General features: G+C 67.1%; 17 protein-coding genes. 10 read left to right on the top strand and 7 right to left on the bottom strand.

Features of this window, described 5'->3' with window-relative positions; genetic code table 11:
* Nucleotides 1-99 (bottom strand): FAD-binding protein (locus A5732_RS26880; RefSeq protein WP_364298302.1); only part of this gene is annotated, 99 nt, incomplete at its 3' end.
* Between the two features lie 287 nt (nt 100-386).
* On the opposite strand from A5732_RS26880, the gene A5732_RS04140 reads away from it, so the two are divergent.
* Together A5732_RS04140 and A5732_RS04145 are read left to right on the top strand one after the other, a co-directional pair.
* The gene (locus A5732_RS04140; RefSeq protein WP_076100874.1) at nt 387-2,054 is read left to right on the top strand and encodes a nitrite/sulfite reductase; all 1,668 of its coding nucleotides are present in this window, start codon (nt 387-389) and stop codon (nt 2,052-2,054) included.
* A 7-nt stretch (nt 2,055-2,061) separates the two neighbouring features.
* Entirely contained in the window at nt 2,062-2,778 is a 717-nt protein-coding gene (locus A5732_RS04145) for a sirohydrochlorin chelatase (RefSeq protein ID WP_076100877.1), read from the top strand.
* Here A5732_RS04145 and A5732_RS04150 read toward each other — a convergent pair.
* Nucleotides 2,775-3,722, bottom strand: a complete 948-nt coding sequence (locus tag A5732_RS04150; RefSeq protein ID WP_076100880.1) for a LysR family transcriptional regulator — start codon at nt 3,720-3,722, stop codon at nt 2,775-2,777. The two genes, A5732_RS04145 and A5732_RS04150, sit on opposite strands and share 4 nt — an antisense overlap.
* Before the next feature lie 220 nt (nt 3,723-3,942).
* Between A5732_RS04150 and fdxA the strand changes: the two genes are divergently transcribed.
* Complete coding sequence (gene fdxA, locus A5732_RS04155; RefSeq protein WP_076100883.1) at nt 3,943-4,269, top strand: ferredoxin; 327 nt, start codon at nt 3,943-3,945, stop codon at nt 4,267-4,269.
* Between the two features lie 13 nt (nt 4,270-4,282).
* Here fdxA and A5732_RS04160 read toward each other — a convergent pair whose 3' ends face one another.
* Complete coding sequence (locus tag A5732_RS04160) at nt 4,283-4,639, bottom strand: type II toxin-antitoxin system HicB family antitoxin (RefSeq protein WP_076053941.1); 357 nt, start codon at nt 4,637-4,639, stop codon at nt 4,283-4,285.
* 167 nt (nt 4,640-4,806) lie between these two features.
* Between A5732_RS04160 and A5732_RS04165 the strand changes: the two genes are divergently transcribed.
* Nucleotides 4,807-6,099 (top strand): alpha/beta hydrolase, encoded by a 1,293-nt coding sequence (locus tag A5732_RS04165; RefSeq protein WP_076100886.1) that lies wholly within the window; start codon nt 4,807-4,809, stop codon nt 6,097-6,099.
* Between the two features lie 12 nt (nt 6,100-6,111).
* Here A5732_RS04165 and A5732_RS04170 read toward each other — a convergent pair whose 3' ends face one another.
* Nucleotides 6,112-6,546: a protease inhibitor I42 family protein gene (locus tag A5732_RS04170; RefSeq protein ID WP_076053945.1), complete on the bottom strand. Its 435-nt coding sequence runs from the start codon at nt 6,544-6,546 to the stop codon at nt 6,112-6,114.
* A gap of 101 nt (nt 6,547-6,647) precedes the next feature.
* Between A5732_RS04170 and A5732_RS04175 the strand changes: the two genes are divergently transcribed.
* From A5732_RS04175 to A5732_RS04195, 5 genes are all read left to right on the top strand, one after another.
* Nucleotides 6,648-8,255: a Na+/H+ antiporter gene (locus A5732_RS04175; protein ID WP_076100888.1), complete on the top strand. Its 1,608-nt coding sequence runs from the start codon at nt 6,648-6,650 to the stop codon at nt 8,253-8,255.
* 33 nt (nt 8,256-8,288) lie between these two features.
* Entirely contained in the window at nt 8,289-9,479 is a 1,191-nt protein-coding gene (locus tag A5732_RS04180) for an AAA family ATPase (protein ID WP_076100891.1), read from the top strand.
* A 155-nt stretch (nt 9,480-9,634) separates the two neighbouring features.
* The gene (locus A5732_RS04185) at nt 9,635-10,267 is read left to right on the top strand and encodes a TetR/AcrR family transcriptional regulator (RefSeq protein ID WP_076100894.1); all 633 of its coding nucleotides are present in this window, start codon (nt 9,635-9,637) and stop codon (nt 10,265-10,267) included.
* Nucleotides 10,260-11,783: an FAD-dependent monooxygenase gene (locus A5732_RS04190; RefSeq protein WP_076100896.1), complete on the top strand. Its 1,524-nt coding sequence runs from the start codon at nt 10,260-10,262 to the stop codon at nt 11,781-11,783. The genes A5732_RS04185 and A5732_RS04190 overlap by 8 nt, the downstream gene beginning before the upstream one ends.
* An 89-nt stretch (nt 11,784-11,872) precedes the next feature.
* Nucleotides 11,873-12,991, top strand: coding sequence for a glycosyltransferase (locus A5732_RS04195; RefSeq protein WP_076100899.1), 1,119 nt, complete (start codon nt 11,873-11,875; stop codon nt 12,989-12,991).
* On the opposite strand, the gene A5732_RS04200 is transcribed toward A5732_RS04195, so the two are convergent.
* Complete coding sequence (locus A5732_RS04200; RefSeq protein ID WP_076100902.1) at nt 12,988-13,698, bottom strand: TetR/AcrR family transcriptional regulator; 711 nt, start codon at nt 13,696-13,698, stop codon at nt 12,988-12,990. The two genes, A5732_RS04195 and A5732_RS04200, sit on opposite strands and share 4 nt — an antisense overlap.
* Nucleotides 13,682-14,158, bottom strand: a complete 477-nt coding sequence (locus A5732_RS04205; RefSeq protein WP_076100905.1) for a hypothetical protein — start codon at nt 14,156-14,158, stop codon at nt 13,682-13,684. The genes A5732_RS04200 and A5732_RS04205 overlap by 17 nt, the downstream gene beginning before the upstream one ends.
* Nucleotides 14,159-14,289: 131 nt before the next feature.
* Between A5732_RS04205 and A5732_RS04210 the strand changes: the two genes are divergently transcribed.
* The gene (locus tag A5732_RS04210) at nt 14,290-15,144 is read left to right on the top strand and encodes a sulfurtransferase (protein ID WP_076100994.1); all 855 of its coding nucleotides are present in this window, start codon (nt 14,290-14,292) and stop codon (nt 15,142-15,144) included.
* Nucleotides 15,145-15,147: 3 nt separating this feature from the next.
* On the opposite strand, the gene A5732_RS04215 is transcribed toward A5732_RS04210, so the two are convergent.
* Complete coding sequence (locus A5732_RS04215; RefSeq protein WP_139334711.1) at nt 15,148-16,026, bottom strand: phosphorylase family protein; 879 nt, start codon at nt 16,024-16,026, stop codon at nt 15,148-15,150.
* Between the last annotated feature and the right edge of the window lie 181 nt (nt 16,027-16,207).

The following is a 16,207-nucleotide window of genomic DNA, read 5'->3' on the forward strand; positions in this document are numbered from 1 at the left end:
CACCGGCGCCAACTGCGCTCGCGCGGTATACAACGCCGCGGTATACCCAGCAGGACCCGAACCAATAACGATCACGTTGTGGATGTCGGAGGTGCTCATAAGCGGCCACACTACTGCGAATCCGTTAAGCGCCGAGCCAATCCCTCTGGCCGCCAAGGGCGAAGACGTGAAGCGGCGCACACAACAGTGGGTTGTGCCTTCACAACACATGACCTCTACTGACGCCGCCGTAACTGGGGCACCATGGAAATCGCGACCCGTAGGTCCAATGACGAACTTGCGGGTGCCTACAGACCCAACATCATCGCGATGCCGCGGCCCCAACAGCCCGCCCTGCGGCCGCACCACGGCCGATCTGAGGCCGCCATAAGGAATGAGAACGCCACATGACCACCGCACGTCCCGTCAAGATCCGCAACGACGGTCAGTGGGCGCTGGGCGATCGCGAGCCGCTCAACCACGCCGAGCAGTTCAAGAGCGACGACGCGCCGCTCAACGTGCGCGACCGCATCATCAACATCTATTCCAAGCAGGGTTTCGACAGCATCGCCAAGGACGATCTGCGCGGGCGGTTCCGCTGGATGGGCCTCTACACCCAGCGTGAGCAGGGCTACGACGGCAGCTGGACCGGCGACGAGAACACCGACAAGATCGAAGCCAAGTACTTCATGATGCGGGTCCGCTCGGACGGCAAGGCGATGACCGCGCACACGATGCGCACGCTGGGCCAGATCTCGACCGAATTCGCCCGCGATACCGCCGACATCAGCGACCGGGAAAACCTGCAGCTGCACTGGGTCCGCATCGAGGACGTCCCCGAGATCTGGCGACGGCTCGAATCCGTGGGCCTGCAGACCACCGAGGCCTGCGGCGACTGCCCCCGCGGCATCCACGGTTCGCCGCTGGCCGGCGACTCGCTCGACGAAATTCTCGACCCGTCGCCCGCGATCGACGAGATCGTCCGGCGCTCGCTGAACAACCCCGAGTACGCCAACCTGCCCCGCAAGTACAAAACCGCCGTCTCCGGCCTGCAGGACGTCTCGCACGAGACGCACGACATCGCGTTCGTCGGCGTCAACCACCCCGAACACGGCCCCGGCCTGGACCTGTGGGTGGGCGGCGGCCTGTCGACCAACCCGATGCTGGCCCAGCGGCTGGGGGTGTGGGTTCCGCTCAACGAGGTCGCCGACGTCTGGGAGGGCGTCACCCAGCTGTTCCGCGACTACGGCTACCGGCGGCTGCGCGCCAAGGCCCGGCTGAAATTCCTGGTCAAGGACTGGGGCGTGGAGAAATTCCGCGATGTCCTCGAGACCGAGTACCTGAATCGTCGGCTGATCGATGGACCGGCGCCCGCGCCGGTCAAGCACACCATCGACCACGTCGGGGTGCAGAGGATCAAGAACGGCCTCAACGCCGTGGGCGTCGCGCCGATCGTCGGGCGCGTAAAGGGCAGCACGCTGTCGGCCGTGGCCGACCTGATGGAGAAGGCCGGCTCGGACCGGGCGCGGTGGACCCCGTTCCAGAAGCTGGTCATCCTCGACGTCGCCGACGACAAGGTCGACGAGCTGGTCGCGGGTCTGGAAGCGCTGGGCCTGCCGTCGCGGCCGTCGTCATGGCGCAAGAACACCATGGCGTGCACCGGAATCGAGTACTGCAAGCTGTCGTTCGCCGAAACCCGGGTTAGGGCACAGACTTTGGTGCCCGAGCTGGAACAGCGCCTGGCCGACGTCGACTCCAAGCTCAACCTCCCGATCAGCGTGCACCTCAACGGATGCCCGAACTCATGCGCCCGAATCCAGGTGGCCGACATCGGATTCAAGGGACAGTGGATCGACGACGGCGACGGCAACTCGGTCGAGGGCTTCCAGGTGCACCTCGGCGGCGGCCTGGGCGAGCAGAGCGGTTTCGGCCGAAAACTGCGCCAGCACAAGGTCACCAGCGCCGAACTGGGCGACTACATCGACCGGGTGACGCGCAAGTACATCGACGGACGCGAGGACGGCGAGACGTTCGCCTCCTGGGCGCTGCGCGCCGACGAGGAAGAGCTGCGCTGAGGCCGAGATGAACACACTCGTACTCACCGCGCACGGCAGCCGCGACCCACGGTCGGGCGCCAACGCCGAGGCCGTGGCCGACCGGGTGGCGCTGATGCGGCCCGACCTCGACGTGCGGCTGGCGTTCCTCGAGCTCAACGCCCCGAACTTCGTCGACGTGCTGGCCGGGTTGCCGGATGTCCGCCGCGCGGTGGTCGCCCCGTTGCTGCTGGCCAGCGCCTATCACGCGCGCCTGGACATCCCCAAGCAGATCGCCGACGCCGGCGCCCACGGCATCCGGCAGGCCGACGTGCTCGGAGAAGACGAGCGGCTGGTGTCGGTGCTGCGCGAACGACTCGTCGAGGTCGGGGTTTCCGAACTCGACAACGATCTCGGGGTGATGGTGGTGGCGATCGGCTCGTCGAACCTCGCCGCCAACGCGCGTACCGCGAAGGTGGCGACCAGGCTGGCCGCCGGCACCCAATGGGTCGGGGCCACAACGGCGTTCGCCACCCGGCCAGAGGCTTCGGTTGCGCGCGCCGCCGACCAGTTGCGCCGCCGCGGCGCGCGTCGCCTGGTCATCGCGCCGTGGTTCTTGGCGCCGGGATTCATCACCGACGGCGTGTCAAAATTCGCCCGCGACAACGGCATTACGATGGCGGCACCGCTGGGGGCACACCGGCTGGTGGCAGAGACCGTGCTCGACCGCTACGACGAGGCCCTGGCCGAGGACGCCGCGGCCTAGCTTTTCGACGCCGCAGTGCTGAGGATGTGGCTGAGCAGGTCGCGGATCGCTCCGGCCGGCGGGGTGCGCCCGCCGATCCAGATGGCGCGAAACTTGCGGCGCAGGTCCAACTTCGGGATGTTCACCGCGTGCAGACGGCCGACCGCCAGGTCGTCGGCGACGGCCAGCCGGCTCATGGTCGCCGGTCCCGCGCCGGCGAGCACGGCGGCGCGCATCGCCGCAGCGGAGGTCAATTCCAGCACGGGCGCGGCCTGTTCCATGTCGTCACCGAGCACCTTGCGCAGCGCCACCGTCAGCGAATCGCGGATGCCCGAATGGAGTTCGCGGGCCACCAGCGGTGTCTGCGCGAGTTCGCGCGCGGTCACCACCCGCCCCCGTCGCGCCCACTTGTGGTCGGGCCCCACCACGATCACCAGCTCGTCCTCCCCCACCACACAGCTTCCTAAACCCTTTGGCGTACCAGGGTTTTCGACGAAACCCAGGTCGGCGCTGCCATCGCGGACCGCGGCGATGGCATGGTCGCTGTTGGTGGCGGTCAGAATCACCTGAGGAGCGGTCTCGCCGCGCCGCGTCGCCTCGGCCTGCAGCGATAGCAGCCAGTGCGGCATGAGCTGTTCGGAGATCGTCTGGCTGGCCGCCACCCTGATGCGTTCGCGCCCTTCCTTTCGCAGCGAGCCCAGGCCCGCGTCGATCTCGCCGGCAACCTCGAGCAAGCGGGTCGCCCAGTCCGCGACGATCAGGCCCGCGGGCGTCAGTTGCGAGCCGCGCGTCGTCCGAACGGCCAAGGTGACGCCGATCTGGGCCTCCATGGTGGCCAGCCGCCGGGATATCGCCTGCTGGGTCAGCCCGAGCTCGCGCGCGGCGCGGCCGAGGCTGCCGGTCTCGGCGATCGCCAGAAACGCCTCGAACGACGCGAGTTCGGGCAACCGGGGGCTGAGGGGCATGGGCGGCAACTCACAATCAAATCGTGTGACACAACTATAGCTTGTGACACCACAACGCCAAACCTCTACTCACGCCCCGCCCGAGCCGGAACGATGGGACACATCAGGCGTGCAGGCCGGTAGCCCACGCGGGCGTCCTCACGCTAAATTAGCCAGCCAGACCGTGTTTGACGGCCCGCAGCCGGCTGACCCCGCTAGCCCAGAAGGAAGGACAACACTCGTGGCCTACGTGATCGCCGAGCCCTGTGTCGACATCAAAGACAAGGCGTGCATCGAGGAGTGCCCCGTCGACTGCATCTACGAGGGCGCCCGGATGCTCTACATCCACCCCGACGAGTGCGTCGACTGCGGTGCCTGCGAGCCGGTGTGCCCGGTCGAGTCCATCTACTACGAAGACGATCTGCCCTCCGAGCACACCCAATACCTGCAGATCAACGCCGATTTCTTCACCGAGCTCGGCTCGCCCGGCGGCGCGGCGAAGGTCGGGCTGACCGAGAACGACCCCGCCCCGGTCAAGGCGCTGGAAAGCCGGGCAGAGGCGTCGTAGCCTCCGCTCGTCGCTAGTCCCATCCGGACAGCCCGAACGTATCGCTGGGCCGTCGTCCCGAAAGCTTCTGAACAACCCACTGGTTCATCGAAACCTGCTGTTCGGCGGCTTCGACGGCCAGGCGGCTGTGCAGCTCTGGGGAGGTCCTGATCACGATGGTGCCGCTGTAGTTGCGGTCCGCCATCGGGGTCGGCAGCGTTTCGCCGGTGTTCCGCATGATTTCGATGTGCCGGTCGACGGCCGTCTCGACCGCCTCGATCGCCTCTTGCGCGGTCGGCGCTTCGTAGCGCATGAACGGCAATTCCAGACAGGCGCCGACGTATTGGCCATGGTAGGGCGACCACGCGACGCGGTAGGTGTAGTGGTTCACGCCGGGTTGGTAGCACGGGCGCTAGCGGATTCGCGAGCCACATATCCACACCCGGAGAGCACGACGAGCCCCGCCCCACCTCTCCAGACCAAGGTGACCGTCCCAAATCCGCTAGCGCATGCGCTAGCGGATCCGAGAGTCATCCACCCATTTCGTAAGGTGAGGCAATGCGGACAGCTCGAATCATCCACGTCATCCGGCAAATAGGGTCGCTGGCGGTCACCGCCGTCACCGCGGCGTCCACCCTCAACGCCTACCGGCCGCTGGCGCGCGGCGGATTCCCCTCGCTGTACTCGTGGATGTTCGGGCTCGCCGTCACCGAATTACCGCTGCAAACGCTGCTGACCCAGCTCGGTGGCCTGGCGCTGACCGGCCGTCGCCTGACCCGGCCCGTGCGAATAACCGCGTGGGTGGTCGCCGGCCTCTCGGCGCTGGGCCTGCTCAACCTCAGCCGCGCGGGCCATCGGGCCAACATCCCCCTGGCCGAGGCGCTGGACGACGGACTGGGTGCCGACCGGCTCACCGAGTCGGCGAACCTGTGGCGGCGCCCGGCCGGCAGCGGCACCGCCAAGACGCCCGGCCTCTTAAGGATGCTGCGCATCTACCGCGACTACGCCCACGACTCCGACATCAGCTACGGCGAATACGGCAGCGCCAACCACCTGGACATCTGGCGGCGCCCCGACCTCGACCCGGCCGGCAAGGCGCCGGTGCTCTTCCAGATCCCCGGTGGCGCCTGGACGACGGGAAACAAACGCGGACAAGCCCATCCGTTGATGAGCCACCTCGCCGAGCTCGGCTGGATCTGCGTGGCGATCAATTATCGGCACAGCCCGCGCAACACCTGGCCCGACCACATCGTCGACGTCAAGCGCGCACTGGCCTGGGTCAAAGAGCACATCGCCGAATACGGCGGCGACCCCGACTTCGTGGTCATCACCGGCGGTTCGGCCGGCGGCCACCTGACGGCGCTGGCCGCGCTGACCCAGAATGACCCGCAATTTCAGCCGGGATTCGAAGAAGCCGACACCAGCGTCCAGGCGGCGGTGCCGTTCTACGGCATCTATGACTTCACCCGGTTGGACAAGACGCTACACCCGATGATGCCGGGGCTGCTGATCAAGTCGATCATCAAGCAAAAGCCCTCGACGCACCTGCAGACGTTCGAGGCCGCGTCACCGGTTAACCATGTGCGCGCCGACGCTCCCCCGTTCTTCGTCCTGCACGGCACCAACGACTCGCTGGCCTACGTCGAGCAAGCCCGCACGTTCGTCGACCAACTCCGGCAAGTCAGCGCCCAGCCGGTCGTTTATGCCGAATTACCGCTCACCCAACACGCTTTCGACATCTTCGGCTCGGTCCGCGCCGCGCACACCGCGGTGGCCGTCGAGCAATTCCTCGCCGAGGTCTACGCGGCGCACCTGCGGGCCGATGTCGTTGCGGCACCCGGTGTTTCGTAGCAGCACACAGCCCTATTGCACAGTGACGGTCAGCGTGTAGGTGCACGCCGGTTTGGCGTCCTTGCCGACAAAGCTGGTGTACGCCGTGCTGATCGTGGTGCTCCCCGGCTTCAGCGCGGTGAACGTCCACTCTTCGACGCCCGGTGCACCCAGCGCGTCGGAGGTCGGCTGGACGAACTCGTGGGTGAGCTGCTTGACGACCGACGAATCGCCGATCTTGGTGTCGGGCGTCCACCGGTAGGGAGTGGTGTAGTTCGAGCCCAACTCCACCACCAGGGTGTTGCCGACGGCGAGGGTGACGTTCTGACTGATCTCGCTCTGCGTCAGCACATCGGTCATTGGTACCTGGAGCGTCTTGGTCGACGGGGGATTCCTGGATGCGAAGTGGCAGCCCACCACCGTCGACAACATCAGCACGGCGACTGTTACCAGCAGCCTGACTTTCACCAGATCCCCCTTCCGATTCCGCCCCGGAGCCTAATAGGTCTCGATCCAGACCGAAGATAGGCGACGACGCCGCCGACCGTCGCGTCCGGCAGGATGGGCTGGTGTTTGGCCTTGAACTGATCGTTGCCCTGGTGTCCACCGTCATCGTCGGGACGTTCATCGGGCGGCGCTATCGCGTCGGGCCCCCGGTGTTGCTCATCTTTTTGGGCGTCCTGCTGGGGCTGATCCCTCATTTCGCGCACATCCGGGTCAACGGCGAGATCGTGCTGCTGCTGTTTCTTCCGGCGATCCTTTACTGGGAGGGCCTCAACACCAGCTTCCGCGAGATCCGGGCCAACGCGCGCATCATCGTGTTCCTCAGCGTCGTCCTGGTGATCGCCACCGCGGTGGCGGTGTCGTGGACGGCGCGAGCGCTGGGCATGAATCCACACGCCGCCGGTGTGCTGGGCGCGGTCCTATCGCCCACCGACGCGGCCGCGGTGGCCGGTCTCGCGAAGAAGCTGCCACGCCGGTCGCTGACCGTGCTCAAGGCCGAGAGTCTCATCAATGACGGCACCGCCCTGGTGCTGTTCGCCGTCAGCGTCAACGTCGCGATCGGCGGCTCGGCGATCACCCCGCCCGAGGTGACCGCCCGGTTCATCGGCTCCTACCTCGGCGGGATCGCCGCCGGGCTGCTGGTCGGTGGAGCGGTGACGCTGCTGCGCAAGCGAATCGATGCGCCCCAGGAGGAAGGGGCGTTGAGCCTGGTGACGCCGTTCGCGGCCTTCCTGCTGGCTCAATCGATGGAGTGCAGCGGAGTCGTCGCGGTGATGGTGTCGGCGCTGGTCCTCGCCTACGCCAGCCCGTTGGTGATCCGGGCCCGTTCCCGGCTGCAGTCCTTCGCCTTCTGGGACATCGCGACATTCCTGCTCAACGGCTCGTTGTGGGTGTTCGTTGGCGTCCAGATCCCGGGAGCGCTGCGCGGCATCGTGGGCGTCGACGGCGGAGTTCGGCACGCCTTGTTCGTGGCGCTGGTGATCACCGGCGTGGTGATCGTGTCTCGAATCTTCTGGGGCGAAATCACCACGCTGCTGATCCGGCTCATCGACCGCCGCCAGGTGCAACGCGAACGCCGGGTCAATTGGCGCCAGCGCTTCGTCACCGTCTGGGCGGGATTCCGCGGGGCCGTCTCGCTTGCGGCCGCGGTGGCCGTGCCGATGACGACGCTGAGCGGTGCGCCCTTCCCCGATCGCAGTCTGCTGATCTTCATTGTGACCGTCGTCATCCTGGTGACCGTCCTCGTCCAGGGCAGCACGCTGCCCGCCGTGGTCCGGTGGGCGAAGATGCCCGAAGACCCCACCCACGCCGAGGAACTGCAATTGGCTCGTTGTCGGGGGGCTCAAGCCGCCCTCGCCGCACTGCCCACGGTCGCCGACGAAGTCGGCATCGGCGACGACCTGAGGCGCCGGCTGCAAAAGGAATACGAGGAAAAGGCGGCGCTGGTGCTGGCCACCGAGAACGGTTCGCCGGACACCCGCATCCTGAAGGGCCGCGAGAAGGTCCGGCGGGTGCGGCTGGGCGTGCTCGAACACAAGCGCCGGGAAATCACTTCACTGCGCAACCAGAACCTGATCGACGACATCGTGCTGCGCGAATTGCAGAACGAGATGGATCTCGAGGAAGTGCAACTGATCGCCGCCGCGGTCGACGACGACGACGAGGAGGAGTAGGGCCCGTCGGTGGCCGACCGTACAGTCGGCCCCATGCTGCACACCGTCGCGATCCGCGGGTATCGCTCGCTGCGCGAGGTGATCCTGCCTCTGCGTCGTCTATCGGTCATCACCGGCGCCAACGGCGCCGGCAAATCCTCGCTGTACCGCGCGCTGCGCCTGCTGGCCGACTGCGGCCGCGGCGAGGTGATCGGGTCACTCGCCCGCGAGGGAGGGTTGCAGTCGGTGCTGTGGGCCGGCCCCGAGCAGCTGGCCGGCGCCCGACGCACTGGGAAGACCGAGGGCACCGTGCGCACCCGCCCGGTCTCACTCGAATTAGGCTTCGCCGCAGACGATTTCGGCTACCTGGTGGATCTGGGCATCCCCCAGTCGGCCGGCAAGTCGGTGTTCGCGCGCGACCCGGAGATCAAACGGGAAGTGCTGTTCGCCGGCCCCGTGCTGCGGCCCAGCTCGACGCTGGTGCGACGGTCGCGTGTGTTCGCCGAGGCCAGCGCGGACTCCGGCAGCGGCTTCGACGAGTTGTCTCGAGCCCTGCCGTCGTACCACAGCGTGCTCGCCGAATACGCCCACCCGCACGCGCTTCCCGAGCTGGCGGCCGTGCGAGAACGGTTGCGCGGCTGGCGGTTCTACGACGGCTTCCGCGTCGACGCCGGCGCACCCGCGCGGCACCCACAGGTGGGCACCCGCACCCCGGTGCTCTCCGACGACGGCAGCGACCTGGCGGCCGCGATCCAGACGATCCTCGAGTCGGGGTTCGACGACCTGAACCGGGCCGTCGCCGAGGCGTTCGACGGCGCCACCGTCTCCGTCGCCATCCACGACGGTTTGTTCGACCTTCAGCTGCGCCAGCGCGGCATGCTGCGCGCCTTGCGCGCCGCCGAGTTATCCGATGGCACACTGCGTTTCCTGCTCTGGGCTGCCGCACTGCTGAGCCCGCAACCACCCTCGCTGATGGTGCTCAACGAACCGGAAACCTCGCTGCACCCCGACCTCGTGGCCCCGCTGGCGTCGCTGATCCGCACCACCGCCGCTCAGACGCAGGTCGTGGTGGTCACCCACTCCCGCTCGCTGCTGGAATTCCTGAACACGACGCCGGTGGCAGATATACAGGACGGCGCCGACAGCCAGGCCATCGAGATCGAGCTGTACAAGGACTGGGGCGAAACACGGATCAGCGGCCAGACTTTGGTGACGACGCCCCGGTGGGATTGGGGCACACGCTAGCGGCCTTTCGTTTGCGTCGAGTGTGCATCCTGGGCGGGCCGGCCCGGCGTGTCGTCGCCGTGGCTGCACACTCGACGCCCCTAACGCACACTCAACGAAAAATTGCCCGCCAGGCAATATTGCCCACTGGGCAAGTTTGGCGTACGTTGGTCGCTATGACCGGGCTCCGCGAGCGCAAGAAGGCCGACACGCGGCGCGCGCTCAGCGACGCCGCGTTGCGGCTGGCTTTCGAGCGCGGCCTGGAAAACGTGACGCGCGAAGACGTCGCGAACATGGCGGGCGTCTCACTGCGCACGTTCAACAACTACTTCAGCGGCAAATACGAGGCGCTCGCCTACCGGCAGGCCGAACGCGTGCGGCGCAGCGTTGCCGCGCTGCGGCAGCGGCCCGCCGACGAGCCGCTGTGGACGGCGCTCACCCATGCGGTGCTCGAGCCGTTGGAGGCCGACTTCGGCGACGTATACGGCGTCGAGAACCGCGTACCCAGCCGCCAAGAGCTTGTCGAGGTCCGCAAACTCGTCATGCACCCTCAGGTACGAAACTCCGTGCCCCACGACCTATTCGACGAGTTACTCCACGTGATCGCCGAACGCACGGGCACCGACCCCGACCGCGACCTCTATCCACGATTGGTGATGTCCGTCGTGCGCGCCGTCGGCGACGCCGCGGCCGACGCCTACGTGCGGGCCGACCCACCAGTGGCCATCACCGCACTGATCCGCGAGGGATTCGCCGCCGTCAGCGCGGGGCTACCCGAGCCCCGCAGAAAGAAGGCACGCCATGGCTGACGAACACGCCAACGTCGTTATCGCCGGCGCCGGGCCCAATGGGCTGCTGCTGGCCTGCGAGCTCGCACTGGCCGGTGTCAGGCCCGTCGTGCTGGACGCCCTGCCCGGTCCCAGCTCCGAGCCGAAGGCCAACGGCCTTGTCGGACAAGTCGTTCGAATGCTCGACATGCGCGGCCTGTATCAGGCCTTCACCGGTGACGACGCGCCACCGCGACCCAACCCCGGATGGATTTTCGCGGCCATGGGGCTGAACTTCTCTGAGGTGCCCGATAACCCCATGCACCTCTTGCCCATGCAACAGCCCCGGCTGGTGCGGCTGCTGGAAAAGCAGGCCCGCGATCTCGGTGTGGACCTGCGCTGGGGCCATGAACTCGTCGACATCGAACAGGACCCGGAATCCGTTGCGCTGACGGTCTCGTCACCCGAACGCGGTTACACCCTCACCGCCGACTATGCCGTCGGCGCCGACGGCGGGCGCAGCCTGGTCCGCAAGAAACTCGGCATCGACTTTCCCGGCTTCACGTCGCCAATGGTCGCCCGCCTGGCTCACGTGCATATCCCCGACGAGCTCCGCCGACCCCATTACTGCATCGAGATCCCGGGATTCGGCCTGCTGCCCTTCGGGCACAGCCGCTTTGACCGCGGCGGAATCATCTATGCCGAATTCGAGCCGGGCCGGGCGCTGCTCGGGACCATCGAATTCGGCCCACCGGTCCCCGACGTGCCCATGAACCTCACCGAGCTGCGCGAGAGCGCGCGCCGCGTGCTGGGTGTGGACATCCCGTTCGAGGAGCCGAAAGACGCAGGGCCGCATGCCCTTCGCCGGATCAACGGGCAGAACACCCGGCAGGTCGAGCGCTACCGCCATGGCCGGGTACTGTTGCTCGGCGATGCCGCGCACGTGCACAGCCCGCTCGGCGGTCCGGGCCTGAACCTGGGCCTGCAGGACACGATGAACCTGGGCTGGAAGCTGGCGGCCGAGATCAACGGCACGGCGCCGGCCGGATTGCTCGACACCTATCAGTCCGAGCGCTATCCGGTCGGCCGGCGCGTCGTGATGCACTCGCTGGCCCAGATCGCGCTCATGGCGCCGGGCCCCGAAGTAGGCGCGCTGCGAACGCTGATGGGCGAGCTGTTCACATTCCCCGACTCGCAACAGCACATGGCGGCGCTCCTCGCCGGCGCCGACGTCCGGTATGACGTGGGCGACGGCCATCCGCTGTCGGGTCAACTGGTGCCCGATTGGACGTTCGACGACGGCCGCCGGGTCGCGGAACTGCTGCACGACGCCCGCCCGGTTCTGCTCGACCTCGGCGGAGGAGTCGCGGACGCGGCGCGTGGCTGGACCGATCGCGTCGACACCGTCAGCGCGAGCATGGCCGACCGGCCCGCCGCGGCGCTGCTGATCCGGCCGGACGGCTATGTCGCCTGGGCAGCCAACGAATTCGGCCCGGCCGGCGAAGCCGCCCTGGGTGCGGCGTTGCGGCGCTGGTTCGGGCCGCCGACCGGCGAATAGCGGCGCCCGGAAGCGAAGTTCACGGAGAGTTCAGGCACCCGTCGGTTCAGCATTGATGAGTGCACACGCGCACCGCGTGTCCTCACGTTATGCGCGTTGTACAGGTCGCCAACTTCTATGGCCCTCGCTCTGGCGGCCTTCGCACCGCGATCGACCGGCTGGGTGCGGAATATTGCGCCAGTGGGCACGAGGTCTTCTTGATCGTCCCCGGCCGCTGTGCGGAACATACTCAGCTGCCCACGGGGGTGGTGCGAATCACCTTGCCCGCTAAGCTGATTCCATTCACCGGTGGCTACCGCGCGGTGATGCCCGGACCTGTCAAAACGCTGCTGGAAGCGCTGCAGCCCGACGCGTTGGAGGTCTCTGATCGGCTCACGCTGAGGTCGCTGGGCCCTTGGGGCCGCGAATACGGCGCGCGGACCGTGATGATATCTCATGAGCGCCTGGATCGCCTTGTGGGACAGATACTTCCGCGCCGCCCCGCACAGAAGTTCGCCGACTTCGCCAACAGGCGGACGGCGGCCAATTATGACACCGTGGTGTGTACGACCGGTTTCGCGCGCGAGGAATTCGACCGGATCGGTGCGGCCAACACCGTCACGGTCCCGCTCGGTGTGGACCTGCAGATGTTTCATCCGCGCCGGCACTCCCAGCTGGTGCGCGAGCGGTGGGCGGCGCCGCAACAAATGCTGCTGGTTCATTGCGGGCGCCTGTCGGTCGAGAAGCGCGTCGACCGCAGCATCGACGCACTGGGCGCCCTGTGTCATGCCGGCGTCGACGCCCGGTTGGTCGTGGTGGGCGAGGGACCGATGCGGGCGAAGCTGGAGAGGCAGGCCTCCCGCCTTCCGATCGACTTCACCGGCTTCATCAATGACCGGCATACCGTCGCCGGATTGCTGGCCACGGCGGACGTGACGCTGGCACCGGGACCGCACGAGACATTTGGTCTGGCCGCGCTGGAATCGCTGGCGTGCGGGACACCGGCCGTGGTGTCGCGCACCTCGGCGCTGACCGAGATCGTCACTCCGGACAGCGGCGCCTTGGCCGACAACGACCCATTCGCCATGGCGTGGGCGGTCGGCACGATCGTCGACCGGCCCGAACAACACCGCCGCACCTCCGCACGACGCCGGGCGGAGAACTTCACCTGGGAACGGGCGGCGGCGGGCATGCTCGCATCATTGGGGACTGCTCAGGAAAGCGCTTAGCCGAGATTCTTTCCACCCGACGCCCCGACCATCGCTTCGACCTGTGCACGCGTCAGCGTGGTGACGCTTCCGTCTGGTAGGCCCAGTATGCGGTCGACGGCAATGCCGTGGAGTCTGAAACGCGTTGCGAGAGCATCGATCGCCCGTGCTCGCGCGGCATTGTCGCTCGCCTCGAGCACATCGAGGACGGCCGCGTTTGTGCGCGCGGCGAGCCCGTAGATCATGTCGGCGACCCCTTCGGGGTCAAAGGTGTCGAAGACGCCGTCGGCGACTCCTTCGGAGATCAGGCGCGTCAACAGGGGCAAGGACAACGCCTCGTCCACGGCCAGTATTCGTGCGTACAGATGGGCGTTGTCGGGACGCAGCAACGCCACCATGGCGGCCAGCTGCTCGGGCACGCCCATCTTCATCTTGACGTCAAAACCGGCTTGCAGCACAGCATTGAGGCGGGCCAGCGCATTCCCGCCACACGCGGCGACGGCATCCTCGATGACGGTGAACGCCGCTCGCGCGCTGCGCTCGACCAGCGCGGCTATCAGCGCGTCCTTCGACGGAAACCAGTGGTAGAAAGCGCCTTTGGAGACACCGGCATCGGCGATCAAATCGTTCAGGCTGACGTTGTCATAGCCACGCCGCAGAAATAATTCGGTCGCTCTATCCAGCAGTTCCGCCCGGCGGATATCGGGGTGCTTAACTACCCGCGGCACCCGGGCGATCCTGGGTTGTTCCCGGCACAGTCTCAGGCGTGCGGGGTTCCGGTTTCCAGCCCACGTAGGTCAGGTACAGCCCGGCCAAGGCGAGGCCGATGAACAACGCCCATATCGCCGCGAAAGCACCCGAGCCGTAGATGACGTCGCCGGCCGCGTCGTAGGCCATGGGAACGGTCAACAGCAACAGCCCGCGAATGAGGAAGAACCAGCCCACGGCGGACACGATGATTGCCGCGAGTCCGCGCCAGTACTGGTGAAAAGCGATGATGAACAGCCCACCCATCAAAAGGATGGCGCCATACAGCCACGGCCACATCGGATTTGCCTTGAACTCGGTGAACAGCGCCTGCACGTAGGAACCGCGTATCGCGACCGTCGTGGGCACGATCGTGAGATACGGGCCCATCACGCGGGCAAACATGCGCGTCCGGATCTGCGACTGCTGCGAAGTGCTCATTGCACCACCTCCATCTGCGCGATCAGCATAACCGACCGGTGGTCGGTATGCCAGACCATCGGTCGGAGCCCACGGCCCGCAGTTGCTCGCTGGGCTGGCTAGGCTCACTGGAGACCAACAAGGAGGATCCGGTGGGAGCACGCAACCAGGTACTGATCACCGCTACCGAGTTGGCGGACATCATCTCCGCTGGCGAGCCGCTGACCATCCTGGACGTGCGGTGGAGAATCGACGCTCCCGACGGGCGGCCGGCCTACCTGGACGGGCACATTCCTGGCGCCGTCTACGTCTCACTCGACGATGACCTGAGCGACCACACGGTCTCCGGCAAGGGCCGCCATCCGCTGCCGACGGGACGCAACCTGGAGGCCGCCGCGCGCAGCTGGGGAATCCGGCAGGACGCGTTGGTGGTGGTGTACGACGACTGGAACCGCGCCGGTTCGGCACGGGCGTGGTGGGTGCTGACCGCGGCCGGGCTGGACAACGTACGCATTCTGGACGGCGGCCTGGCGGCGTGGCGTTCGGCCGGACACGGTCTCGAGACCGGACCCGTCGATCCAACGCCCGGGAATGTGACTGTGCCGCACCATGATCTGTATGCGGGAAGCCGCCGTACGCTGACGGCCCAGCGCGCCGCCGAAGACACCGTGACGCTGCTCGATGCGCGCGCACCGGAACGCTACCGCGGCGACGTCGAACCCCTCGACCCCGTCGCCGGCCACATTCCCGGTGCGAAGAATCTGCCCAGCACGTCGGTCCTGGCGACCGACGGCACCTTCCTCGACGACGACTCGCTCGCACAACTGTTGTCCGATCGCGCTATCGAGCGTCACGACGCGGTGGGCGCCTACTGCGGCTCGGGCGTCACCGCCACGGTCACGATCGCCGCGCTCGCCGCGACGGGCCGCGAGGCGGCGTTGTATCCGGGGTCGTGGTCCGAATGGAGCTCGGATCCCGCCTATCCGGTGGAACGCGGTCCCGAGTAGCGGTCAGCGGCCGGACCAACTCTGCAGGAAAGCCGCGGTTACCCGGGCGGCGTTCTGCGCCGCGATCCGTTTGTAGCAGAAGAACTGGAACGGAAAGCCCGGCAAGTGAAGCGGATCGCCTGGCCCGTCCGTGATGCCCCGGATGCCAACGAACGGGACACCATGCGCGTCGACAACAGCCTGCGCGGCCGCAGTCTCCATATCCGTCGCGTCGAAGGCCGGGTCTGACGTCGATACGATATTCAGGTTGCTGATCAGTGCGCTTCTCAGCCAAGGGCCCGTCGCCCGGAAGAAGTTGCCGGAATACAGAAGTGAACGACTGGGCACGCTGTGAGGCTGGCAACCAAAAACGCTGCCTCCGTGCGGGATGCACGGAAACGCCACGCCGTTGTTGTTGTCCCAGCTGCATCCGTCGCCGCCGGCGAACACCTGCGGCCGGTGCCGCAGTTTTATACGCCCCGCAACGTTTTCCAATGCGACGGAGAGCTTCTCGGCCGTGGCCAGCATCCCCGGATCGACCGAATGAAATGTCGTGCCGCCGTCTAATGTCCACCGCGCCGGTACCGCCACATCCGCGATGCTGGTGCGGCCGCCCCCGCCCGCGACGCCCGAAAAGACCACGGCACCAATCGTAATGGCGGACCCACTAGCGAAGCGGACGAAGGCGGTCTCGGTGGTGTCGGTGGCGTTCGTCAGCCCGATGCCGGTCATCGCCACGATCACCTTCTTGCCGCTTATCGCGCCAAGGTAAAAGCGCCGACGGTCAGCGACGACCACCGGATCGGGATCGAGCGTAGTGTGGGACAGCACCGCGTCGGCTTCGCCCGGAAAGGCGGACAACACCAGCGTGCGCCGTTCGCCGCGATCCGCACCATCACCCACCGACACAGTAAACGCCACGACGAGGATGACCCGGAAGGGCTCACGCAGCTTTGCTGATTCCGGCCCTCGATGTCGAGCCAGCGGTTAGTCTCAGCGGCGTTGCAGCGAAGCCGGGAACGCGGCGCACACAGGAGTCTGGCCTCGGGAGCCGAAGATGACCATGACATGATGCTCGACCCCG

The sequence above is a fragment of the Mycobacterium colombiense genome (assembly GCF_001953985.1).
Lineage (GTDB): Bacteria > Actinomycetota > Actinomycetes > Mycobacteriales > Mycobacteriaceae > Mycobacterium > Mycobacterium colombiense_B.

Coding starts and splice junctions, on each gene's coding strand:
- A5732_RS04140 (WP_076100874.1), top strand. CDS start 387: ATGACCACCGCACGTCCCGTCAAGATCCGCAACGACGGTCAGTGGGCG.
- A5732_RS04145 (WP_076100877.1), top strand. CDS start 2,062: ATGAACACACTCGTACTCACCGCGCACGGCAGCCGCGACCCACGGTCG.
- A5732_RS04150 (WP_076100880.1), bottom strand. CDS start 3,722: ATGCCCCTCAGCCCCCGGTTGCCCGAACTCGCGTCGTTCGAGGCGTTT.
- A5732_RS04165 (WP_076100886.1), top strand. CDS start 4,807: ATGCGGACAGCTCGAATCATCCACGTCATCCGGCAAATAGGGTCGCTG.
- A5732_RS04180 (WP_076100891.1), top strand. CDS start 8,289: ATGCTGCACACCGTCGCGATCCGCGGGTATCGCTCGCTGCGCGAGGTG.
- A5732_RS04185 (WP_076100894.1), top strand. CDS start 9,635: ATGACCGGGCTCCGCGAGCGCAAGAAGGCCGACACGCGGCGCGCGCTC.
- A5732_RS04190 (WP_076100896.1), top strand. CDS start 10,260: ATGGCTGACGAACACGCCAACGTCGTTATCGCCGGCGCCGGGCCCAAT.
- A5732_RS04195 (WP_076100899.1), top strand. CDS start 11,873: ATGCGCGTTGTACAGGTCGCCAACTTCTATGGCCCTCGCTCTGGCGGC.
- A5732_RS04205 (WP_076100905.1), bottom strand. CDS start 14,158: ATGAGCACTTCGCAGCAGTCGCAGATCCGGACGCGCATGTTTGCCCGC.